This is a genomic window from Rhizobacter sp. (genome assembly GCA_021153565.1).
Lineage (GTDB): Bacteria > Pseudomonadota > Gammaproteobacteria > Burkholderiales > Burkholderiaceae_C > Albitalea.
In genome coordinates this window covers 16548-40009 of sequence record JAJKJU010000212.1, presented here as the reverse complement: position 1 = coordinate 40009, position 23462 = coordinate 16548, and the positions used below count along the sequence as shown (strand labels likewise).

Here is a 23462-nt window from a genome sequence, read left to right as displayed (position 1 = left end):
TCACACACCCAAGGTAGGAGCCCAGTGCGTGAATTACGCCCGCTGGGATCTGTGCGGGGGGCGTCCAGCAATGGGTGTCTCTACCGCGATCCAAATCCTTAAGAGGCTGGAGGTTTTGCGCCCTGCCTGCAAGGCAGGCTACTTGTTGTTCTTGGCAAGAAGTTCTTGATTGCGCCACTGTCGGGGAGACATGCCCAGCCGTTCGCGGAAGGTGCGGCTGAAGTGTGCGGCATCGTTGAAGCCCCAAGAGAAGGCGATGTCGCTCATGCTGCGCGTCGCCTGGCGTGGATCGGCCAGATCGCGGCGACATGCGTCGAGACGCATCCGCCAGATCAGGCGAGACAGGGGAGTCGGTTCGCCACGGAATAGCTTGCAGACATGATCCGGCGAGAGCTGCATCGCCGACGCGATGGACCCGACAGACAGATTTGGGTCGTGCAAGTGCTTCTGCACGTGAGCCTTGATGCGCGCCAAGTGGTAAGCCGTCAGGTTCGAAGTCTTGCGCAAGTTTGCCTTCGGCAGGCTGCGCAGCCCAGCGCCGATGATGCTGGTGATCGCGTCCGAGACGCCGGGCGCCGACGAAGGATGCAACTGATCGGCGTTGCGGTGAAGCGTTTCGATCATCGACAGCAGCAGTTGACTCGCCACCTCCTGCCGTGAAACCGTCGTGGCGGTCAATTCGTCCAGGTCGCCGACGTGATTCTCCAATTGAGAACGCTTCAGCCGCAACACGTTCAAGTGATGGCGTGGTTGGTCAAAGTGCAACTCGTAGGGTCTGCTGCAGGCGTGAAACACAAAGTCGCCGGGATTCAAGATTGCCGTGCGGCCGTCCTGCTGCATCACTGCGCTTCCCTCGCGCTGAACGAGGACCAGATAGTCGTCTTCGTCGCTGCTGCGAATGCGCTCCTGCGTTCGCCGAACTCCCCGGCAATTGGATAACAACTCCGTGAACTGAACGGCGCCGACCTGGCCGAACCGGATGTCGCCGAAGATTTGCATGTCCTCGGGGGGGTCGCATTCGAGATGGCAGTACGTGGAACACACCATTTCTAGCCAGTACTCGAGGCGTTGCCGCTGAGGCACCGACGCCGTGGTCATTGACCGACTCGTTACGACGGAGTGGTGTGATTTCTGATCAGTCGTCGCTTGCATGATGCATTGGTAGATGTGCCGGCCGTATGCCGGGCATTGCGCTCGGCCTTCCTCGGAGGCTGAGAGTAATTCGAGCGTGTCCGAGCAGCACGTCAAAAGGCGCCTGATTTAGGCGCAAAGTGCAGCCATAGCCCGGGCTATGGCGAGCATTTGCAACGACGAGCAGGGGTCTTTTGGCGTGATGAGCGGCCATGATCGAAATACTCTCAGCCTCTCAGTTGACCCCAGGGATGACACGTGCCTGTGCGCGCCTGCGAAGGCATGTGTGAAAAGGCGAAAGACGGAACGACGGCTGCGCTCCTACTGGAGCGCCGGAATGGAACCAATTCAGACCGCCCGACGTCAACCTCGCGAGACCCGTACTGAGAGGCTGAGAGTATTTCGATCATGCCCGCTCATCACGCCAAAAGGCCCCTGCTCGTCGGTGCAAATGCTCGCCATAGCACGAGCTATGGCTGCGCTTTGCGCCTAGTTGAGAGAGCCTCTGAGACGCTGATGCAATCCCGATTGGCCTCCCGCGCGCGCACATTCCCTGGTTTCGCCCGGGATAGGAATCGCGTGTAAGGTCGCGACGATGGACACGCCCAAGCCGCTTCGCCCCGCCTCCCTCTGGCATCTCGCCTGGCGTCAACTGACGCGAGACTTCCGTGCCGGGGAATTGCGGCTGCTGATGGTGGCCGTGACGCTGGCCGTCGCCGCGCTGAGCGCCGTGGGTTTCTTTGCCGACCGCCTCAACCATGGCCTTGCGCGCGACGCGCGGCAACTGCTGGGCGGCGACGCAATCATCGCGAGCGACCAGCCCGCGCCCGAATCGTTTGCCGCCAAGGCGCGCGAGATGGGGCTGACCGTGGCGACCACGGCCGTCTTCCCGAGCATGGGCCGAGCACCTGACGCCAAGGGCGGTGCGACGCGGCTGGTGGGCGTGAAGGCGGTGAGCTCGGGCTACCCCTTGCGCGGCGAACTGAGTGTGCGAGCAGGCGCGGGCTCCATTGCGCATAACGTGGCACGCCCCCCCGACCCGGGAACCGCGTGGGTCGACGCGGCGCTGCTCGACGGACTCAACCTCAAGGTCGGCGACTTGCTTCTACTGGGGGATGCGGCACTGCGCATCACCCAGATCATCGTCATCGAACCCGACCGTGGCACCGGCATCACGAGCTTTGCGCCGCGCGTGATGCTCAACGAGGCGGACCTCGCGTCGACGGGCCTCGTCCAGCCCGCGAGCCGCGTCACTTATCGCGTCGCGGTCGCGTCCCCCGGCGGCAACGACGAGGTGGTGCGCAACTTCACCAACTGGTCCGAGGCGCAGATCAAGAGCCAGAACCTGCGCGGCATGAGGGTGGAATCCTTCGCCTCCGGACGGCCGGAGATGCAGCAGACCTTGAACCGGGCTGAGAAATTCCTGAACCTCGTCGCGCTATTGACGGCATTGCTGGCTGCCGTGGCTGTCGGCATTGCAGCGCGCGATTTCGCCAACGGCCACCTCGACGATTGTGCGATGTTGCGCGTGCTCGGCCAGTCGCAGCGAAGCATCGCCTTGCAGTACCTCGTTGAGTTCATGCTGGCGGGCGTCATCGCGAGCGCCGCAGGCGTGGTGCTGGGCTTCTCCGTGCACTACATGTTCGTCTGGCTGCTCGCGGGGCTGGTCAGTGCGTCGCTGCCCGCGCCTACCATCTGGCCTGCCCTCTTTGCTGCCGGCATGGGCATCACCATGCTGATGGGCTTCGGACTGCCGCCGGTGCTGCAGTTGTCGCGCGTGCCGCCGCTGCGCGTCATCCGGCGCGACGTGGGGGGGCTCAAGCCCGCGTCGATCGCCGTGCTGGCGGCGGGAACCTTGGGTTTTGTCGCGCTGCTGTTGTCGGTGTCGTCCAGCCTCAGACTTGGACTGATCGTGGTCGGCGGATTCGCTGGCGCCATCGCTCTCTTCGCGCTCTTGAGTTGGCTTGCCGTCATCGTTTTGCGCCGTGCGGTGCCGCAGGCCCGTGCGCCTCGATGGCTGGTGCTTGCCACGCGGCAGATCGCCGCGCGCCCCGGCTTCGCGGTGCTGCAGGTGTCGGCGCTCAGCGTGGGCCTGCTCGCGCTGGTGCTGCTTGTGCTCTTGCGCACCGACCTCATCGGAAGCTGGCGCAAGGCCACGCCGCCCGATGCGCCCGATCGCTTCATCATCAACATCCAGCCCGAGCAGGGGCAGGCATTCCGCAACGCGCTCGGCGGCGCGGGGGTGAAGCAGTACGACTGGTACCCGATGATCCGCGGCCGTCTGGTCGCAATCAATGGTCGGAACGTGACTCCGGACGACATGGTCGAAGAACGCGCCAAGCGCCTCCTGGACCGCGAGTTCAACCTCAGCCATTCGGGCACGCTGCCGTCGCACAACCAATTGAGCGGCGGCAAGTGGACCGTGGATGAAGCCAATGGCCTGAGCGTCGAAGATGGCCTCGCGCAGACGCTGAATCTCAAGCTCGGCGACAGGCTTCGTTTCGACATCGGTGGGCAAGCGGCGGAAGGCCGCATCACCAGCCTGCGCAAGGTGGATTGGAGCTCGATGCGCGTCAACTTCTTCGTGATGTTCCCGACTGCGCAGATGAAGGACGTGCCTGTGACCTACATCGCCGCATTCAGGGCGCCTTCCAAACCGGGATTCGACAACGCCCTGAGTCGTGAGTTTCCGAACATCACCAACATCGACGTGTCGGCCTCCATCGGGCAGGTCCAGCGCGTGCTGGACCAGGTGATCCGGGCGGTGGAGTTTCTGTTCGGCTTCACGCTAGCGGCGGGCCTGGTCGTGCTGTTCGCGGCTGTCACTGCGACGCGTGAGTCGCGAGCCCGCGAGTTTGCCGTCATGCGCGCCCTGGGTGCGAGCGGCAAGCTGCTCGCGCAAGTGCAGCGGGCGGAGCTTCTGGGTGTAGGCGCATTGGCCGGCGTGCTCGCATCGCTGGCCGCGATCGCAGTGGGTTGGGCGTTGGCTCGGTACGCTTTCGAGTTCAGTTGGAACGCCTCGCCCATGGTGCCCCTGGCAGGCGGCGTGGCAGGTGCCCTGCTGGCCTTGGCCGCGGGATGGTGGGGGTTGCGCGACGTGCTGCGACGGCCGGTGGTCGAGACCTTGCGCAGGGCCGCGCAGGAATAGAGGAGCTCGAATTGAGTGGACCCCTCGCCTTCACCCCTGGCCGCCAGACGAGGTGACCCGCCGGCCACCGGGTCGAACCCCGGTGTTCGGCTGGGTGGCAGATTCCCGTTCAGAACGTCTCGGCCGAATTGATGAGCCCCATGTCGGCGCTCGTCACCAGCCCCTCGATGTCCATCAGGATCAGCATGCGGTCGTTGACGCTGCCGATGCCGGTGATGAAGCTGGTGTCCACCGAGGTGTGCATCTCGGGGACATGCTTGATCGTGCCTGCGCCGGTCCGCCCAATGCGCCTGAAGCTAGTTGGTACTCATCAGACCGGTGCTCCGATTCACGAGATGGCCAGCAAGATGGCTGGAACATTCTTCAGCGTCGATGGATACGTCGAGTTCAAGCCTGTTGAAGGCACCACCTATCAAGTGACCGGAGAACTCAAGAAGGAGAGGTCGTGTGTCTGGATCGTTGACGCCGCAACGAAGAACGCCGTGACCGAGAAGGTGTGCAAGGGGTAGCCAGGCCGCGACTGAGGCCAACCCTTCGCTTGAGCGGACCTCCACCGGCAAGGCACTTGGGCCGCGAAGCGCTCAGGCATATCATGCGCCTCGCGGCCCAAGCGCCTTGCCGCTTCCGGCCGCTCAGGTCAAACGTTCGGCCTCGCAAACACCCACCGTGGTCGAGGCGGCTCCGGCGTTGTGGCAAGCTATAGCCTTGAGCCCCGGAGAACACCATGCCTGTACCCGTAGAACTCCTTGCACAGCAGGTGCTGCAGTTGCCAGCAGCCGACCGTGCACGCCTCCTGGATCAAGTCATCACCAGCCTTGATGCCGATTACGAGCGTGACGCTCGCTGGAACCAACTGGCCGCTAAGCGTGATGCCGAGGCCGACGCAGACCCCTCGACGCTTGTGTCGGGCCCCGAGGCCATTGCCCGCATTCGTGCCAGCCTCGAATGACGTACAGCCTCCACCGCGGAGCCGAACTTGATTTACTTGAAGCCGCGCGGTTCTACCGGCGCGAAGGGGGAGCGAAGCTCGCCAACCGCTTCCTGAACGAGTTCGAGCGCGTGGCCGAGTTGCTGGTGGAGTTTCCAGGTATAGGCACACCCGCCGACGACCTTCGCCGGGTCCATCCACTGCACGACTTCCCGTACTCCGTGATCTATCGCGAGTTGAACGGTCACATCCGGGTCTTGGTTGTACGGGGGCAGTCCCGAGATCCAGCGCACGGCGAATCTCGCCGCTAGGGTGCGCGTGGCCGAGCGATGCCTAACCTTTCGCTCGAGTGGACTCGCTCCGGCATGGTACTTGGCCCGTCTACCGGTGTGGTACATCATCCGTCCGGCGGGCCAAGCGCCATGCCGGAGCTCGCCCCTCAGCTCAAACGTTGACCTTCCCTGACTCCATGCAGCAACAAGCCCGCTCCTTCGCTATCCACGCTCATGCCGAGCAGAAGTACGGCGATCACCCATACTCGTTTCACCTCGATGCTGTGGCAGCCCTGGCGGCGCCCTACGGTGAAGAGGCAGTTGTTGTCGCATATCTCCACGACACCGCCGAAGACACAGACGCGACCATTGCGGAAATCGAAGACAAGTTCGGTCCAAAGATCGCAGCCTGCGTAAGCTTGCTCACCGACGAGCCCGGTGCCAATCGGAAAGAACGAAAGGCCAAAACGTATGCCAAGCTGGCTCAGGTGCATGGGCCAAATGAACTAGCACTGGTGGTCAAGGCAGCAGATCGGCTGGCAAACGTCCGTGCTTGCCTCGCTGACTGCAGGCAAAGCCTGTGGCAGCTCTATCGGAGCGAGCACCAGGTTTTCAGAACTTCGGCCTACCGAGTTGGTCTCTGCGACCCGTTGTGGGTCGAGTTGGACTCGTTGCTTTCTGAAGGTGCCATCGATGCAAAGGTCTAACCCTCGGACCCTTGGCAAACATGCGGCTCTCCGGCCGATAGGGCTTGCTACCCCCTATGTACCCCACATCCCCGGTGCACCTGTCTGACCCTGCGCACGAGCGCAGTTCCTGCAAGACCCGTATCCCGAGGCGTCAAGGCAGGCGAACCGTTGCATTGTGGATGCTCTTGTGGCCGAGCACGCGCGTGAGAGTTCAGTCTCATGAGACTCTTGGCTTTGCGCGCTCTGGCCCGGGTCACTGCTTCGTTAGAGGGGTCGACGTCAGACTGTCGCCCAGTCCGTCGGCCAGCCGTGCGCCCTTGGTGAAGTACACGTTGCTGCCATTCACGACGTAGGCCACCTTGGTCATCCCGCCGAAAGCCGGCAGCGATCCACTCAGCGTGCCATTGGAGAGGGTCAGCGAGTCGTAGCGAAACTCGACCACCTTCGCCGACACGGTGTTGCTGCCCAGCGTGCGATTGACCGTGCTCGCCAAGTCGCGAATCTGGCCGGTAATAGTGACGTCGGTATCGAGCTTGTTGGCCTCACAGGTCGTGCTGCTTGCGTAGTACTGGCTGTGAATCGTGGCGCTTGCCTTATCGGAGCCCTGCGGCATAGACACGACGAGGGTGCCTTGTTCCGAATCATTGGTGCCGGCGGTGCAATGCAACACATACGTACCCACCAGTGCACTGAACGAGTTGCTCTGTGCCGAGAGGCCGGCAGTTCCAGTTCCGCTTTCCCCGCCGCCGCCGCCGCAGGAAGCGAGCATGGCGCTAATGGCGAGCGGGAGGGCAAAACGGTGGATGTTGTTGATTGAGTGAAGGGTTTTCATTGGCTCTGGTTTTTTTCGGATGAAGAAAGGCTGCCGCGACTCGGGGCGATCGAAAAATTGGCTCTTCGTTGATTCGATGTGATCGAACCTGACACTGTGAGAGGTCGAGCCTGCCGCGATGATTTCCATCATCGCAGGCCGCCAATTTTGTCACGGGCTCGTTTGAGAACCACTCGAGGCCACCCGGGTGCCGAGCCGCTCGAACTTCCTATAGCTTGAAGGGCAGCGCAAATTTCATCAGCGATAACCAAGCCAAGTGTGCGTCAAGAAGATCTTCAGATCCTCCGCTCACCTGCAGCTCAGAGGCTGAGAGTTTTTCGAGCGTGACCGACCAGCACGTCAAAAGGCGCCTGATCTAGACGCAAAGAGCGCAGCCATAGCCCGGGCTATGGCGAGCATTTGTACCGACGAGCAGGGGGTCTTTTGGCGTGATGAGCGGGCATGATCGAAATGCTCTCAGCCTCTCAGGACATGACCAAAACCGGAAGCTATTCCGGGGTCATGTCCTCGGCCTGCCCGCCCGATTGCGGAAGGCGATTCAAGAACGCTCAGTGCGTCGTGGCCGAATTGATGAGCCCCATGTCGGCGCTCGTCATCAGCCCTTCGATGTCCATCAGGATCAGCATGCGGTCGTTGACGCTGCCGATGCCGGTGATGAAGCTGGTATCCATTGAGGTGTGCATCTCGGGGGCTTGCTTGATCGTGCCTGCGCCGAGTTCGAGCACGTCGGAGACGGAGTCCACGACGGCGCCGACCACACGGCCCTTGACGTTCAAGACGATTACGACGGTGAAGCTGTTGTAGTCGACCGATTCGCAATTGAGCTTCACGCGCAAGTCCACGATCGGCACGATCACGCCGCGCAGGTTCACGACGCCCTTGATGAACGCGGGCGCGTTGGCGATGCGGGTGGGCTGCTCATAGGAGCGGATTTCCTGCACCTTCAGGATGTCGATGCCGTACTCCTCCGCGCCGAGGCGGAAGGTCAGGAACTCGCCGCCTGCGGCTGCCGCCTCACGGGCTGCTTCGTGGCGTGCCACCTGGGTGGCGTCGTGGATCATGTTCATGGTGGTTGCCTTTCGGACACGGGATGATCTTTGCTATCGGCAGGTTTGCCGAAAATTGAACCTAAATTTGAGGGCGAGGCGCGACAAGCGCTTGCTCCGCGTCGAGCTTGAACTTGCTCATCAGCTCGGTGAGCTTCAGGGCCTGTTCCTTCAAGGATTCGGCTGCTGCGGCGCTTTGCTCCACCAGCGTGGCGTTCTGCTGCGTCATCTGGTCGAGTTGCACCACCGATGTGTTCACCGTGCCGATGCCGTCGCTCTGCTGCGACGACGCGGTGGTGATCTCGCCGATGATGTCCGTGACGCGCTGCACTGAATTCACGATGTCCGTCATCGTGTGGCCGGCGTCGCTCACCAGTTTCGAGCCGGCGTCGACACGTTCGACGCTCGCCCCGATCAGTGACTTGATTTCCTTGGCGGCTTCGGCCGAGCGCTGTGCAAGGCTGCGCACTTCGCCCGCCACGACCGCGAAACCGCTGCCTTGTTCGCCGGCGCGTGCTGCTTCCACCGCGGCGTTCAGCGCGAGGATGTTGGTCTGGAACGCAATGCCATCGATCACGCCGATGATGTCGGCTATCTTCTTCGAGCTCGCATTGATCTCGTCCATGGTGCTCACCACCTGAAACACCACGTTCTGCCCGCGGGCGGCCACTTCGGCGGCCGAGGTCGCGAGCTGGTTGGCCTGCCGTGCCGAATCTGCGCTCTGCCGTATGGTGCCCGTGAACTGTTCCATTGACGACGCTGCCTGCTGGAGGTTGGCGGCAGTCTGCTCGGTGCGATGGCACAGGTCCAGGTTTCCAGTGGCGATCTCGGTCGATGCCATGGTGATGCTGTCGCTCGACTTGCGCACCTGTTCCACCATGCGCTGCAGCGATTTCTGCATGGCGTGCAAGGCCCGCATCATCGCGGCCGTTTCGTCCCGGCCTTCGACCTTCACTTCGTGGCTCAGGTCGCCCTCGGCGATGGTGGCTGCAAGTTCGCGCGCTTCGTCGAGCGGGCGGCAGATGCTGCGCATGTTGAGCAGCGTGAAGGGAATCATGATCAATGCCGCGAGCGCGATGACGGCTGCATCGGCCATGAAGGCGTTTCGTGCAGCTGCTTCGCGCGCCGTCTTGGCTCGTGCCATGCCTTCGTCCAGCGCGGCACCGATCTTCTGCACCATGTCTTCAACGATGGCCATCGAGCCCTTGGCCCTGGTCAGCATCATGTCGGCCGTGCGCGAGTTGTCGTAGGCGCCGCTCTCGACTTGTTTGATCACGCGCTCGGTGTCGCTCGTGTAGGCATCGAGGTTCTTGAGCGCTTCGGTCGCCAAGGGGCGTTCGTGTTCGGTCGCCGCATCGAGCATGGAGGCGAGCGTCCGCTTTGCGCCGGTCACCGCGACGATCCAGCGCTCCTTGTGCTTGGCGACGATCTCCGGTTTCTCGTAGTTGATGACCATGTCTTTTTCAAGACGGTTGATGTCACCGACTAGGCGATGGATATCAGTCAGCAGGCGCGATTGCGTCATGGACCGTGCAATGAAGGTGTCAGCCTGCTCGCGCTGATGCTCCAGCGTGAGCATGCCGGTGGCACCCACGACGCAGACCAGGAACAGCATGACGACGAGCATGCCGATCATGCGCAGTCGGATCGGCATGCGGCGCAAGAGGTTCATCAACATGCCCATGGTCTCTTTCTATCCAAGCAAACGAGACGCGAGTACCGCCGGGGAGGCAGAAGTCTTCCCAGTCGTCCGTCGTGGCGCGGCGTCTTCCCGACGTTCGACAAAGGCGGGCACGGCAGCAGCCACAGAACAGGCGTCTTCATTGGCTTCCTTCAGGACATGATCCGGAATAAGTTCCCGTTTTGGGGGGCGCTGGGCGGGATGCGATGCAAGGCGCTCCTCACTTGTGTGGCGAGCCACATAAGTGAGGAGCAACGCCGCAGCGCGCCCGCCCAGCCCCCCCAAATCGGTAAGTTGTTTCGGGCCATGTCCTCAGCACGGGCTTCGGCTTCGCGGCCTTCGGGACTGACGCCGCCGGTTGTGGCATCGGTGCATGTGCAGCCCCAGACTCACCCGCCGAGTGCTCCAGGCGAAACGTGCCGACCATCTTGACGCGGCGGGGGGCATGCCATCACTGTGCTCGGACGATGCGGTGGTGATCGAGTCGATGATGTTCGTCACTCGTTGCACCGAGCCGATGATTTCCTGCATCGTGTGGCCGGCGTCGGCCACGAGCGTGGAGCCCTCGACCGTGTCAACGCTGGCGCCCATCAGTCCCTTGATTTCCTTGGCGGCTTGCGCCGAGCGTTGGGCGAGACGGCGTACTTCGCCGGCCACGACCGCAAAGCCGCGGCCTTGGTCGCCGGCTCTTGCTGCTTCCACGGCAGCATTCAACGCGAGGATGTTGGCCTGAAATGCGATGCCGTCGATGACGCCGCTGATGTCCGAGATTTTCTTCGAGCTCGCGTTGATGTCGTCCATGGTTGCCGCCACACGCGATTCCACCAAGCCGCCGCGGGCGGCGACTTCGGCAGCCGATGCGGCAAGCCGGTTGGCTTGGCGGGCCGAGTCGGGGGACTGCTTGGCGGTCACCGTGAGTTGCTCCATTGACGAGGCAGCCATCAGCAGGTTGGACGCAGTCTGTTCGGTCCGGACACTCAAATTTTGATTGCCCGGTGCAATCTCCGTGGATGCGGTGGTGATGCTGTCGGCAGTGGACGGGCGGACATGTCCCACGATCTGGCGCAGCGAGATCTGCATCTGGCCGAGGGTGTGCAGCAGTTCGCCGAGCTCGTCCTTGCGGCTGGATTCAAGCGTGTGCGACAGGTCGGTGTCGGCGATGACACGCGCGGCTTCCACGGCTTCGCCGATCGGGCCCGTCACCGAACGTGTGATGACCACCGCGCCGCCGATGCCCACGAAAAGGCTTGCGATGACAAGGATCAGCATGGTCCTCTTGGCGGCTTGCACGCGCGCGCGAACTTCGCCGGCATGCTCCGCGGCCTGCGCGTCCTCGTAGTTTTTCAGCTTGCTCATCGCGCCAAGGTAAGTCTCGACACTGGGCAGCAGCTTTTCTTTCAGCAAGGCGCCGACGGCGGACTGGTCCGAAGAGGTCAGGTGCTGCTGAAGCTTGGCTCGCAATTCGAGATAGTCGGCACGCTTTTCAGCAATCGTCGCCAGCAGGGCTTTGCCCTTCTCGGTGGTGACTTCCGCGTCCAGGTCGGCCTGGGTTTGCACGAGGCGTGCGAATGATGTCGCGGCGATCACAAGAAGCAGGGCAAGCACCAGGCCGAAGCCCAGCATCAGGCGCGTCGTGATCTTGACATCGTTGAGTTTCATGAAGCGTTCCCGTCCGTTGCGGGTAATCATCTATTCGATGCAGCCCTGATTCCGTGAATCGCCACGCGAGATTCACGGATGGGGCAATTTCAGTGCCGGGAGCTGCGAACCAGGCTGCCCACGTCGAGGATGAGGGCCACGCGGCCGTCTCCCATGATGGTGGCGCCTGAGACATCGGAGACCTTGCGGTAGTTGGCTTCGAGGTTCTTCACCACCACCTGCTGCTGGCCGAGCAATGCATCTACGAGCAGGGCGACGCGGCCGCCGTCGGCCTCCACGACGACCATGATTCCGGCCACGTGCTCGAAGTCGAATCGCGGCACCTGGAAAACGTCTTCAAGGCCGATGACCGGCATGTACTCGTCGCGCACTTCCACCACGCGGCCGCTGCCGCCGATGGTCTTGATCGTCTGGTCTTCGACCTGGAAGGATTCGACCACCGAGGAGAGCGGGAGGATGTAGACCTCGTCTCCCACACCGACACTCATGCCGTCCATGATGGCCAGCGTGAGCGGCAGTCGGACCGACACGCGCATGCCGTAGCCGTCGGCGGAGTCGATCTCGACCGTGCCGCCCAGCGAGGCAATGTTCTTCTTGACAACGTCCATGCCGACGCCGCGTCCGGACACGTCAGTCACGACGTCGGCGGTGGAGAAGCCGGGTTCGAAGATCAGGCTCCAGACTTCTGAATCGGTCAGGCTGTCGGGTGCGGCGATGCCGCGCTCGCGGGCCTTCTTCAGGAGCTTCTCGCGCGACAAGCCGCGGCCGTCGTCGCGAACTTCGATGACGATGCTGCCGCCCTGGTGCGAGGCCGACAGTGTGATGGTGCCGTGTTCCGGCTTGCCCTTGGCAAGGCGGTCTGCAGGCATTTCAATGCCGTGGTCGCAGGAGTTGCGGACCAGGTGGGTCAGCGGGTCGGTGATCTTCTCGACCAGCCCCTTGTCAAGCTCGGTCGCTTCACCCTGCGTCACGAACTCGACCTTCTTGCCGAGCTTGTTGGCGAGGTCACGCAGCATGCGCGGGAAGCGATTGAACACCACCGACATCGGGATCATGCGGATCGACATCACCGATTCCTGCAGATCTCGCGTGTTGCGGTCCAGGTCGGCGAGGCCGGCGGCCATCTGCTGGTACAGCGCGGGGTCCACCTGCTTGCTGTTCTGCGCCAGCATGGCTTGCGTGATGACGAGTTCGCCGACGAGGTTGATCAGTTGATCGACCTTTTCGACCGACACCCGCAGGGTCGAGGCTTCGATCGCGGCAGCCGGTGCCTTCTCAGCCTTTGCGGTGGACGCGCGTGCGACGGGAGCGGGCGGCGCGACCACTGCGGTCGCGGCTGTGGACTTGTCGTCAGCCTTCGTCGACGGCGCCCCGGGCGCATCATCGAAGAATCCGTAGCCAAGAGTGGGCGCCTCTTTTGGCGGTGCGCCTGGTGCGCCTTCGTGAAAGCCGTAGCCGTCGCCGAAGGGCAGCAGTTGCACGTGCTCGCGGGCAACGTGGAAGGTGAAGAGGTCCAGCAGGTCGTTGTCGGTGCTGGTCGTCGTGATCTTGAAGCGACGCATGCCGTCGACGGACTGGCCGCCGTCGATGGGCTCGATGGTGCCGAGGTCGACGATTTCCTGGAAAAGATCGACCAGGTTGTCGGCTTGCGACGGGTTCTCGAGCGGGCCCACCCGGACTTCGAGCATGCGAACGGTCGTCACGCCGTGGACGGCAGGCGTGGCAGGTTCCACCACCGGCTCGGCCAGCACCGACGTCTTGGTCACGTGCTTGATTGCCGCGACGGGCTCTTCGCCGGCGGCCATCGCGCTGATGCTGACGAGCAGCTCAGTGGTGTCGATTTCCGGGCCACCGCCGCCTTGATGGCGCGCGAGCTGTGCGCGCAGGGCGTCGCCGGCTTGCAGGAGAACGTCCACCATGGCCGGCGTCGGTTGCAGTTCATGGCGGCGCAGCTTGTCCAGCAGCGTCTCCATCTGGTGAGTGAGTTCGGCGACGTCCCCAAAGCCGAACGTTGCCGCGCCACCCTTGACCGAGTGTGCGCAGCGAAAGATCGAGTTCAGTTCTTCGTCGTCGGCCGCTTCGAGGTTCACCTCGAGGAGCTGCTGCTCCATGCGGTCCAGGTTCTCGCCGGCCTCTTCAAAAAAGACCTGGTAGAACTGACTCAGATCGATGCCGGCGCTCAGGCTCGCGCCTTCAGAAGTCATCTCGCCCATGGCTGGTGTTCTCCGTGTTCGGTGTCGTCGTGTCGTGCGGCTCAAAATCAGCGCACGACTTTCTTGATGACTTCCAGAAGTTTGGCTGGATCGAAGGGCTTGACGAGCCAGCCGGTCGCGCCTGCACTGCGGCCTGCCTGCTTCATCTGGTCGCTGGACTCGGTGGTCAGGATCAGGATGGGCGTGGCCTTGAACTTCGGGTTGTCCCGCAGCTTCTTGGTCAGGCTGATGCCGTCCATGCGGGGCATGTTCTGGTCTGTCAGCACGAGGTCGAAGTCGCGGCCGCCCGCCTTTTCCCAGGCGTCTTGCCCGTCAACCGCCTCGACCACGTTGTAGCCCGCACTCTTGAGCGTGAAAGTCACCATCTGGCGCATGGATGCGGAGTCGTCCACGGCGAGGATTGAATGCATAGCGTTCTCCGAAGGTCTCGATTGGTTATGTCGGTACGTGCAGCGGGGTCTTGAGCGCGGGCTGCTAAAACAATTCAATGGAACCGGCGTCCATCTCATCCTGAGTCACAGGATTGGGTCGCAGGGGTGCTTCTTCCACCACTGCTACGCCGTCTTCGTCATCGCCCATCGCCACGCGGGCGATCTGGTCGGCGCAACTGCGAAGACGCCGGTTCGTGTGATTGATCAATTGGGATGCCATGTCCTGGAACTGCAGCGCGGTGACCGCGCCGCCCAGTTGTTGCATCAGGCGTGGATAGACATCGGCGCGGCCGGCGGCGGCCTGCTGCTCGTCCATCAAGGCGCGGAGTTGCTCAGAGGCGCCGTAAAAGCTTTGTGCTAGCGCGTCGCAGGCGTCGGCCAGCAAGGTCTGAAGGCGGTCAAGGTCGTTCGTGGCCGTCATCAGATGGTCTTGGAGGTCGGCAGCCGCAAGCAGGGGCAGCGGGATCCCGCCTCCATCAATCTGCTCGGTGGCTTCATTCATCGGCTTCGTGCTCCACGAAAGACATTGATTCGGCATCCCGGGCCTTGCGTCGAAACGACGCGGGACACTTGAAACGGCGCATGTCATTGCGCACACGAGGATTTTCGGCACTGGGGCCGAGGACATTAGTCCAATCACGAGGCAATTCACCCTGCATATCAAGGTGGACGTGTTCGGGAACTTCAAGCGTTCTCCCGAGTGAACTGTCTGGCAATCCCCACATCTACAGTGGACGAACATCAGGCCAGGGGCATACTTCGCGAATGACGTATTCCTCGCCCCAGCGGCATTTGCGTCTTTTGCACATCGAAGACTCGGAGCTCGACCACGAGTTGACGCTCGCGCACCTGCGGCGCGGAGGGGTCAACGCCGAGGCGGTGCGAGTGGAAACCGAGTCCGAATACTTGCGTGCCCTCGACGAAGACTGGGATGTCATCGTCTCCGACTACAACCTGCCGGGGTTTACCGGCCTGATGGCGCTTGACTTGCTCAAGGCGCATGGCCACGACATTCCTTTTGTGCTGGTGTCGGGCGAGATCGGCGAGGACACCGCCGTCGAGGCGATGCGCAATGGCGCGAGCGACTATCTGCTCAAGAACAACCTGGCGCGGCTCGTCCCGGCGCTCTTGCACGCTATCGAGGCGGCCGAGACCCGGCGTGCGCGCGAACAGGCCGACATGGAGCTGGGCGTGTCGAAGCAGAGACTGCACGAACTCGCCCAGCACTTGCAGACCAGCGTCGAGATGGAACGGGCCGCCATCGCGCGGGAGATCCATGACGACGTCGGGGGCTCGCTCACCGCGCTCAAGTTCGATCTCGCATGGATTGCGCGGCATTCGAAGGAAGCCGACGTGCAGGCGCGCGTGAATGGCGCGCTCGAGACGGTGACGCATGCCATCGAGGCGAGCCAGCGAATCATGCACAACCTGCGGCCGGCCATCCTCGAACAAGGTCTCCTTGCCGCTCTGCAGTGGATGGCAGGCCGATTCGAGCGCCGCACGGGGGTGGCTTGCGTGCTGCGCACGCCGCAGTCGACGCTGCCGGCCCTGCAGAATTTGCCCGCAGGTGTGCCGCTCGTGGCCTACCGGATGGCTCAGGAGGCGCTGACCAACATCACCAAGCATGCACACGCGACGCGGGTCGAGATCGACCTGGCGCTGGCGGGTGGTGTGCTGTCGCTCGAAGTCAGCGACAACGGCCGCGGTTTGAGCCCGGAAGATCTTGAGAAGGCACGGTCTTTCGGCATCCGCGGGCTGCACGAGCGTGCACGCACGGTCGACGGCTGGGTCGACCTGAGCAGTGGCCCTGCTGGCACAACGCTCATTCTCTCGGTACCCTTGCAGGAACTCGATGGAACGCAGGTCAAAGAGTTACCCGCGACACATGAGATCGAAGATCCGACGGGCTGGGGAGAAATATGATCAAAGTGATTCTTTGCGATGATCACGCTCTGATCCGTCGCGGCATTCGAGACACTCTTTCTGACGCGCCCGACATCCAGGTGGTGGGCGAGGCAGGCGATTACGGCGAATTGCGAACTTTGATGCGCGCCACGCCGTGCGACGTGCTGGTGCTCGACATCAACCTGCCCGGGCGAAGCGGCCTGGACGTGCTGCACGTGCTGAAAGATGAAGGCTCGACCATGCGCGTGCTGGTGGTGTCGATGTACCCCGAAGACCAGTATGCGATCCGCGCCTTGCGTGCAGGGGCTTTCGGCTACGTGAACAAGGGTGGCGACCCGGCGGTGATTGTGGCCGCCGTGCGCACGGTGGCCCAGGGGCGCAAATACGTCACGCCCGAGATCGCGCAAATGCTGGTCGAGAGTCTGACTGCGCCGCAGACCGAGAACGCACACGAGAAACTGTCGGACCGCGAGCTTCAGACGCTCGTGATGATTGCATCGGGCAAGCGCCTGTCGGACATCGCGGATGACTTGATGTTGAGTCCGAAAACTGTGAGCGTCTATCGCGCGCGAGTGTTGGAGAAGCTCGGGCTGGCGAACAATTCCGAGTTGACGGTGTACGCGATTCGCAACGGTCTGGTGGGTTCATGAGGCACAGCCCGGGCATCACCCTTTAGTTCAAGACGCGCCCACTCTCTTGCCCACTTCACGCAAGTGCGGCGCCAGTAACGCGATTTCCATGTCCAGTTCCGCGAGACATGCGCGTGCACGCGACTGATCGAATCCTGTGCCTGCTTCCGCGATCCGCTGCAGCTGGGCCGCGAGGCTTGCCGCAGGCTCAGCGGCGAACGCCAGCAGCAGGCCTTTCATCGAATGCGAGTGGCGTGCGAGTGTCTGCACGTCTACATACTCGATGGCCTGCGTGATCGCCCGCATCTCCCGGGGCAGTTCCTGCAGGAAGGGTGCCGCGATGATCTCCACCGTCTGCTTGTCGGCCTGCAACAAGGCAGCGCGATACGCGCTGCTGCGCTCGCAGGTCGCGGCGCGTCGCGCCAAGTGACACTCCAGGGCGTGCCAGAGCTTGCCCGAGTCCAGGGGTTTGCTGAGGTAGTCGTCCATGCCAGCGTCGATGCAGGCGCGTCGATCGCTCTCCATCGCGCCCGCAGTCAGGGCAATGATGGGCGTGCGCATGCGGCCGTCACGACGTTCTGCATCGCGCATCTGGCGCGTGGCATCGAGTCCGCTGACGCCGGGCATCTGAACGTCCATCAGCACGGCGTCGAAGGCGCGCTGCGCATGCAGCGTGACCGCCTGCGCGCCGTCAATCGCCACCGTCACATCGTGGCCCCAACGCCGCAGCCAGGCCACGGTCAGCAATTCGTTGATGGCGTTGTCTTCCACTAACAACACCTGGGTGCGCCGGCTGGCCACGGGCAGACTGCTTCGGGTGAGCAGGGTGGGCGCGGCCGATGCAGCCGGGTCAGCCAGTGCGAGCACCTGGTGCAGGGCAGATTCGATTTCGCGCCGCGTGCAGGGCTTGAGCAGGTAGGCCCGGATCCCTGCACGCCGGCATTCTTCGATCTCGCCGGGCAGGCCCGATGACGTGAGCAACACGATCGGTGGCGGCGAACGCAGTTCGATCGCCATCGCCTTTGCCACGTCGAATCCGCTGCGACCGGGCATCATCAAGTCGAGAATCATTGCATCGAAGGGCGCACCGCCGCTCTTCAATGTTGCCAGCGCTTCGTCACCGCTGCCCACGCACATCGTCTCGCAGCCGAGACTGTGCAGATTGCGATCAAGAATGCGCAAGTTGGTGGTGTTGTCGTCGACCACCAGTACGCGTCGTCCGTCCAGGTCGTCCTGGACGAATGCGTTGCCTTGAGTGGTGGCCGCGTGCGTGGCGGCCTCGAACGGCAGATCCACCACGAACTCCGATCCGCGGCCGGGCTCGCTCTTCATCGTGATCGTCCCGCCCAGCAGGTCGCACAAACCCCGCGTGATGGTGAGGCCCAGTCCCGTGCCGCCGAATCGTCGCGTGATGGAGCTGTCTTCCTGCGCAAAGGGCGCGAAGATCTGGAGCTGCTTCTCAGGCGGAATGCCGATGCCCGTGTCGCGCACGCGAAGGCGCAGGTGGAGCCGGCCGGGTGCGGCTTTGTTCGCACCTTCTTGCACCGACACGACCACTTCTCCGGCCGCGGTGAACTTCACCGCATTGCTCAGCAGGTTGTTCAGGATCTGCCGCAAGCGCCCCGGGTCTCCCACGAGGGTCGACGGGACGACTGGATCAATGTCGAGCGCCAGCGCCACGCCGCGCCCATTCGTGCAAGGCGCCATTGGCCTGAGCGATTCAAGCAGGAGCCGTTCGAGGTCGAAAGGCACGTGCTCCACACTCAGCTTGCCCGCTTCGATCTTCGAAAAATCGAGAATGTCGTTGATGACGTTGAGCAGCGAGTTGGCCGAGGACTTCACGATGCCCAGGTACTGGCGCTGTTCCGCATCCAGGGAGGTGTCGAGCACGATGTCTGTCATGCCAATGATGCCGTTCATCGGCGTGCGTATCTCGTGGCTCATGTTCGCGAGAAACTCGCTCTTCATGCGGCTCGCGCTCTCGGCGGCTTCCTTGGCTTGCACCAGCGTGCGCGTGGCCTGCTTCTGGTCGCTGATGTCCATGAGCGTGCCCACCAGGCCGCTGATCTCGCCGCGGCTGTTTTTGATGGCCGCCTTGCTGGCCACGCAGTCAAGGTCGCGGCCAGTGCGAAGCTGCATGCGGAACTCGTAGGTATCGCTCTTTCCGCTGCCCAGCACCCTGCTGTCTGATTGCGCATGCAGCATGTTCACCGGCGCCGTGTGCGCGTCCTCCACCGTGCGGCCAATCAGCCGCTCGGATGGAATGCCGAACATTTCGCAGTAGGCGCGGTTGACTCGCACGTAGCGGCGCTCGCGATCTTTCACGTAGATCGGAACCTGAATGCTCTCCACCAGGGAATCGATGAAGGCCAACTGCTCTGTCAGCTTGTCCGCGACGAACTTGCGCTCGCTCACGTCGGTACAGATGGCAATGAACTTCGAAATGCTGCCGAATGCGTCGACGAAGGGCACGATGGTCGACTGCACCCAGAAGAGTTCACCGCTCTTCGCCCGGTTGCAAAACTCGCCGCGCCACACCTGGCCCGCGCGGACGACGTTCCAGACCTCGTCGAAGAAGTCGGCCGTGTGGAAGCTGGAGTTGACCACCCGGTGGGTCTTGCCGATCAACTCGTCGCGCGTATAGCCGCTGATGTCGCAAAAGCGATCGTTGACGTCGGTGATGACGCCCTGGGTGTCGGTCACGGCCACGATGGCGTGATCGTCCACTGCACTCTTGAGGTTGCGCAACTCGGCACGTTCAGTCTGCAGTTGCTCAACCAGGGCCGAGATGGACATCGACAAGGTGTCAAGGTCATCGGCCCCTCGCGCAGCGACGGCCATCGGCTCCACCAGCGCCTTCATCGCGGCGATGGCGCGGTTGCGGCTGGCGAGGTCTCGTTCGAGGCGCAGGTTGCTCGCAATCAACTCGTCGGAGCTGATACCCGGGCGGCGCGTGCGCAAGTGCAGATCCCGGTCCGCTTGTTCGTAGGTGGTGTTTACCCGATCGAGCAGCGCGTCGAGCGTGCGCAGCACGATGCGAAGCTGCGGATCGACCGGGGCATTCTCGGCACTGTCGCGGGCAAGCTGCAGCAGTTGCGCCAGCTCGGGTTCGCTCACGCCCCAGAGGTCTCTGATCTGGCGCGAAAGCGTGCTGTGCATGGTGGGCGTGGCAACTGCAGGGGTCCTGTCGTCAGTTCGGAAAACGCGCGCGGATCGCGACAACGTCGTCCCAGCCCCGGACGAAGGCCTCCACGCAACGCGGGTCGAAGTGGCTGCCGCTGTGCTGCTCGACGTAGGCGCGTGAGTCTTCCATGGTCCAGGCAATCTTGTAGGGCCGTTTGGAATTAAGCGCGTCAAACACGTCCGCCACGGCCACGATTCGGCCGCCGAGGGGGATCTCGTGCCCCTTCAGCCCGCGCGGATAACCGCTGCCGTCGAATTTCTCGTGGTGTGTTTCCGCAATTTCGCAAGCCAGTCTGAGCAGCGGTGACTCCGTGTCGGCCAGGATGCGTCCGCCGATCTCGGCATGGCGATGCATCTCCACGAGTTCCACCGCGTCGAGACGGCCCTTCTTGAGCAGGATGTGATCGGGCGTGCCGAGCTTGCCCACGTCGTGCATGGGGGCCGCGGTGAGCAAGGCGTCTGCATAACTCTCGGGCTCGCCCAGGTGCCTCGCGATCGACGCTGCGTAATAGGCCATGCGCTGGATGTGGCCGCCGGTTTCCGGGTCGCGAAACTCCGCCGCGCGGCTGAGTCGCACGATGAGGTCGCGCTCGCGCAACACGATGACCTCGGTGGCCTTGCGCACTTCATCGGCCAAGTGGGCGGCACGGTCTCGCAGCAGGTTTTGCACATTGCGAAGCTGCAGCAGGTTGCGCAGGCGCAGTTTGATCTCGGTGGAATCAACCGGCTTGGTGAGGAAGTCGGTGGCGCCGATCTCGAGCGCTTTTCGCCGCACGGCGCTTTGCCCGGTGGCGGTGACCATCACGACCGGAACGTCGGCCAGATTTGGCGTGGCACGCACGCCCTCGATGAACTGGTGGCCGTCCATGCGCGGCATCATGAAGTCCACGACGATGAGGTCGGCGCCGTTCTTCTTGCACCATTCGAGTCCGGCGATCGGGTCGTCGAAGCGAACCGGCTCCAGGCCCGTCGCAGAACGCGCGAGTGCGGCCATCAACATCAGGTTGACTGCGTTGTCGTCGACGATGACGATGTTCATGCGGGTGGACTGTCCTCGAAAAGACACATTGAAGCGCCAATGATGACGCCCTCCGGTCGTGCCGTCCGCATCGGGAATTCCCGAGGTGTGTCAAAGAAAATCTATGGTTGCATTTGCTACTGGAAATTCGAGAGCAGGCGTTCCAGCGCCATCGTGAACGGCATCTGCATCAAGGGCAGCGTCAGGAGCACCCCCACCAGGCCGACGCCCAAGGTGATCGGGAAGCCGATCGCGAAGATGTTCATCTGCTGCGCGACACGCGAGATGATGCCCAGCACCAGGTTGACGAACAGCAACATCGCCACGAGCGGCAGCGCGATCCACAGACCCAGGCGGAAGATTTCGATGCCCCACGTCTGCGGCTGCAGCGCACGCAGAAAAGCAAAAGGTTCGGGCCCGGCCGGAAAGACGCTGAAGCTCTGCACCACGGCCGAGATCAACAGCAAGTGCCCATTGATCACGATGAAGAGCCAACTGATGGAGATGCCGAAGAACCTGCTGACCGCAGTGGCTTCGCCCCCCGTCATTGGGTTGAAGAAGCCGGCAAAGTTCAGGCCCATCTGCAGGCCGATCAATTCGCCGGCGAATTCAACGGCTGCGAAGACGATGCGTGCGGCGAAGGCGAGGGTGAGGCCGATGAGCATTTGCTGGATGAGCAGCAGCATGGCCAGACCGGTGTCGAGCGGCACGACCGGCATCGCGGGCAGCGAAGCCTGCGCGCAGATGGCGATGAGGAAGGAGAGCGCAACGCGAATTCGGATCGGCACGCCCCGCTGCCCGAGCACCGGCATCGCCCCGAAAAGCGCCAGCGCGCGCAGGAACGGCCACAACACCGGGCTGACCCAAGCGAGGACTTGCGCTTCGGTAAAGGTCAGCATTTCTCGGTGAAATATGAAATGCGGAGGTGAAGTGCGGAAGGTGGGGACGATTCCCTGGCTTTTAGCCGACGACACCCGGAATCGACTGCAAGGTCCGCTGGATGTATTCGACCAGGGTCGTCAACATCCACGGTCCTGCGATGGCCAACACTGCCACCGCCGCCACGATTTTCGGCACGAACGACAAGGTCGCTTCATGGATCTGCGTGGCCGCCTGGAAGATGCTGACCACGAGGCCCACCAGCAGCACGGTGATCAGCACCGGGGCGGAAACCATGAGCAGCAAATAGAGGCCCTGCTGACCGAAGGTGAAGACGGCTTGTGAGTCCATGTTGTGTATGAAAGGTGCAGAGGGAATGTGTCGTTGAGTGGGGCGGGCCGCAGTGAAACGCAGTACTAGACAGCAAAGCTGGCAGCAAGGGACCCGAGCAGCAGGTTCCAGCCGTCAGCCAGCACGAACAGCATCAGCTTGAAGGGCAGGGCCACGAGCACGGGGCTCAACATCATCATGCCCAGGCTCATCAGCACGCTTGCCACGATCATGTCGATGACGAGGAATGGAATGAAGATCAGGAAGCCGATCTGGAATGCGCTCTTGAGCTCGCTCGTCACGAAGGCAGGAACCAGCACCTTGAAGGGCACGTCGGCTGACTTCACGCTGGGGTCGACCTTGGCGAGCTTGGCGAAGAGCATCACGTCGGCCTGGCGAGTCTGCTTGAGCATGAAGGCACGCATCGGCACCTCGCCACGCTTGAGCGCTTCGTCGAAGGCGATCTTGTTTTCCGAATACGGCAGGTAGGCCTCGGCGTACACCTTGTCGATGGTCGGGCCCATGACGAAGAAGGTGAGGAAGAGGCTCAGGCCCACGATCACCTGATTGGGCGGTGCGGCTTGAGTTCCGATGGCCTGGCGCATGAGGCTGAGCACGATCACGATGCGGGTGAACCCCGTCATCAGCAGCAGCACCGCAGGCAGGAAGCTCAAGGCGGTGAAGAACAGCAGCGTCTGGACCGGCACCGAATAGCTCGTGCCGCCCGCGCCTTGGCCGATCACCAGGGGAAGACTCGCGCCGCCACTGGTTTGCGCTAAAGCCGCGCAAGGAATGGCCGACAACAACGACAAGCCGGCCACTAGTGTGCGGCGGGCGCGCAGAGAAAAAAGCTGGGTCTCAGCGGTCACGTGCGGATCCCTTGTACTGACGCAACTTGTCGAGCAACTGTGTGAACGGCATCGGGGGAATTGCGCGCACAGGGATGGAAATGGCTTCGTCTTGGGGCGCCATGGTGTGCAAGGTGGAAATCTGCTGTGGCGTCACGCCAAGAACCAGCCAGCGCCGCTCTTCGCCCGTGCCCACTTCCACTGTCACCAGCTTCTGGTTCTGCGAAATCTGCAGAACGGCAATGCTGCGCATCACGGCAGGCGCGGTGGTGCCGCCCATGTGTGTGCGCTTGAGCAGCCGCAGGGCGACGGGAATCATCGCAACGATGGCGAAGAACCAGATGAGAGAGGAGAGGCCGGAGGAATTCATTTGATTTCGCTTGTCATGTTGTGTCTGGATCCGTTCGAGCTGCGCCCAAACGACCGTTCGCCCTGAGGTATCGAAGGGTCGGCTGAGGTATCGAAGCCGTCACCAAGGGGGCGGGCGCTTCGATACCTCAGCGCGAACGGGGTGAAGGTGAGCGGAACGGGGTGAAGGTGAGCGCGAACGGGGTGAGGGTGAGCCGGAAGAAGATAAGTTCACCCCAAAGTGAGAGAAGGCCAACGGCTGGTGTGAACGCATACGGTGTGCCCATGGAAA

At 62.7% G+C, this 23462-nt stretch carries 22 protein-coding genes; 7 read left to right on the top strand and 15 right to left on the bottom strand.

Annotated elements, in window-relative coordinates; translation table 11 throughout:
* Positions 1–138: 138 nt before the first annotated feature.
* Positions 139–1098, bottom strand: coding sequence for an AraC-like ligand-binding domain-containing protein (locus AC30NL_RS13420; protein WP_489464500.1), 960 nt, complete (start codon positions 1096–1098; stop codon positions 139–141).
* 628 nt (positions 1099–1726) lie between these two features.
* On the opposite strand from AC30NL_RS13420, the gene AC30NL_RS13415 reads away from it, so the two are divergent.
* Complete coding sequence (locus tag AC30NL_RS13415) at positions 1727–4279, top strand: ABC transporter permease (protein ID WP_489464499.1); 2553 nt, start codon at positions 1727–1729, stop codon at positions 4277–4279.
* 109 nt (positions 4280–4388) lie between these two features.
* Here the strand turns inward: AC30NL_RS13415 and AC30NL_RS13410 are convergent, their stop codons facing one another.
* Positions 4389–4523 carry a hypothetical protein gene (locus AC30NL_RS13410; protein WP_489464498.1) on the bottom strand — a complete coding sequence of 45 codons (135 nt, stop codon included), beginning with the start codon at positions 4521–4523 and terminating at the stop codon, positions 4389–4391.
* Positions 4524–4563: 40 nt separating this feature from the next.
* On the opposite strand from AC30NL_RS13410, the gene AC30NL_RS13405 reads away from it, so the two are divergent.
* From AC30NL_RS13405 to AC30NL_RS13390, 4 genes are all read left to right on the top strand, one after another.
* Positions 4564–4788, top strand: a complete 225-nt coding sequence (locus AC30NL_RS13405; RefSeq protein ID WP_489464497.1) for a hypothetical protein — start codon at positions 4564–4566, stop codon at positions 4786–4788.
* Between the two features lie 215 nt (positions 4789–5003).
* Entirely contained in the window at positions 5004–5228 is a 225-nt protein-coding gene (locus tag AC30NL_RS13400) for an addiction module protein (RefSeq protein WP_489464496.1), read from the top strand.
* Positions 5225–5518, top strand: coding sequence for a type II toxin-antitoxin system RelE/ParE family toxin (locus AC30NL_RS13395; protein WP_489464495.1), 294 nt, complete (start codon positions 5225–5227; stop codon positions 5516–5518). Before AC30NL_RS13400 ends, AC30NL_RS13395 begins: the two co-directional genes overlap by 4 nt.
* Positions 5519–5676: 158 nt before the next feature.
* Entirely contained in the window at positions 5677–6186 is a 510-nt protein-coding gene (locus tag AC30NL_RS13390) for an HD domain-containing protein (protein WP_489464494.1), read from the top strand.
* A gap of 235 nt (positions 6187–6421) precedes the next feature.
* Here the strand turns inward: AC30NL_RS13390 and AC30NL_RS13385 are convergent, their stop codons facing one another.
* The 7 genes from AC30NL_RS13385 to AC30NL_RS13355 form a co-directional block, all read right to left on the bottom strand.
* A complete protein-coding gene (locus AC30NL_RS13385; RefSeq protein WP_489464493.1) occupies positions 6422–7000 on the bottom strand; it encodes a hypothetical protein in 579 nt (192 codons plus the stop codon).
* A gap of 548 nt (positions 7001–7548) precedes the next feature.
* Positions 7549–8067 (bottom strand): chemotaxis protein CheW, encoded by a 519-nt coding sequence (locus AC30NL_RS13380; RefSeq protein ID WP_489464492.1) that lies wholly within the window; start codon positions 8065–8067, stop codon positions 7549–7551.
* Between the two features lie 61 nt (positions 8068–8128).
* Positions 8129–9730, bottom strand: a complete 1602-nt coding sequence (locus AC30NL_RS13375) for a methyl-accepting chemotaxis protein (protein ID WP_489464491.1) — start codon at positions 9728–9730, stop codon at positions 8129–8131.
* A 309-nt stretch (positions 9731–10039) separates the two neighbouring features.
* Complete coding sequence (locus AC30NL_RS13370; protein ID WP_489464490.1) at positions 10040–11386, bottom strand: methyl-accepting chemotaxis protein; 1347 nt, start codon at positions 11384–11386, stop codon at positions 10040–10042.
* An 89-nt stretch (positions 11387–11475) separates the two neighbouring features.
* Positions 11476–13599 (bottom strand): chemotaxis protein CheA, encoded by a 2124-nt coding sequence (locus AC30NL_RS13365; protein ID WP_489464489.1) that lies wholly within the window; start codon positions 13597–13599, stop codon positions 11476–11478.
* A 47-nt stretch (positions 13600–13646) separates the two neighbouring features.
* Complete coding sequence (locus AC30NL_RS13360; RefSeq protein ID WP_489464488.1) at positions 13647–14009, bottom strand: response regulator; 363 nt, start codon at positions 14007–14009, stop codon at positions 13647–13649.
* A gap of 64 nt (positions 14010–14073) precedes the next feature.
* Complete coding sequence (locus AC30NL_RS13355) at positions 14074–14532, bottom strand: hypothetical protein (protein WP_489464487.1); 459 nt, start codon at positions 14530–14532, stop codon at positions 14074–14076.
* Positions 14533–14795: 263 nt separating this feature from the next.
* On the opposite strand from AC30NL_RS13355, the gene AC30NL_RS13350 reads away from it, so the two are divergent.
* A complete protein-coding gene (locus AC30NL_RS13350; protein ID WP_489464486.1) occupies positions 14796–15953 on the top strand; it encodes a sensor histidine kinase in 1158 nt (385 codons plus the stop codon).
* Entirely contained in the window at positions 15950–16585 is a 636-nt protein-coding gene (locus AC30NL_RS13345; RefSeq protein ID WP_489464485.1) for a response regulator, read from the top strand. Before AC30NL_RS13350 ends, AC30NL_RS13345 begins: the two co-directional genes overlap by 4 nt.
* Before the next feature lie 27 nt (positions 16586–16612).
* Here AC30NL_RS13345 and AC30NL_RS13340 read toward each other — a convergent pair whose 3' ends face one another.
* From AC30NL_RS13340 to AC30NL_RS13315, 6 genes are all read right to left on the bottom strand, one after another.
* A complete protein-coding gene (locus tag AC30NL_RS13340; protein ID WP_489464484.1) occupies positions 16613–19723 on the bottom strand; it encodes a response regulator in 3111 nt (1036 codons plus the stop codon).
* Positions 19724–19754: 31 nt separating this feature from the next.
* A complete protein-coding gene (locus tag AC30NL_RS13335) occupies positions 19755–20786 on the bottom strand; it encodes an HD-GYP domain-containing protein (RefSeq protein ID WP_489464483.1) in 1032 nt (343 codons plus the stop codon).
* Between the two features lie 116 nt (positions 20787–20902).
* A complete protein-coding gene (gene fliR, locus AC30NL_RS13330) occupies positions 20903–21664 on the bottom strand; it encodes a flagellar biosynthetic protein FliR (protein ID WP_489464482.1) in 762 nt (253 codons plus the stop codon).
* A gap of 61 nt (positions 21665–21725) precedes the next feature.
* On the bottom strand, positions 21726–21995 hold the full coding sequence (gene fliQ / locus AC30NL_RS13325; RefSeq protein ID WP_489464481.1) for a flagellar biosynthesis protein FliQ: 270 nt from the start codon (positions 21993–21995) through the stop codon (positions 21726–21728).
* A 65-nt stretch (positions 21996–22060) separates the two neighbouring features.
* On the bottom strand, positions 22061–22816 hold the full coding sequence (gene fliP, locus AC30NL_RS13320; protein ID WP_489464502.1) for a flagellar type III secretion system pore protein FliP: 756 nt from the start codon (positions 22814–22816) through the stop codon (positions 22061–22063).
* Positions 22817–22832: 16 nt separating this feature from the next.
* Positions 22833–23192 carry a FliO/MopB family protein gene (locus AC30NL_RS13315; protein WP_489464480.1) on the bottom strand — a complete coding sequence of 120 codons (360 nt, stop codon included), beginning with the start codon at positions 23190–23192 and terminating at the stop codon, positions 22833–22835.
* Positions 23193–23462: the final 270 nt, after the last annotated feature.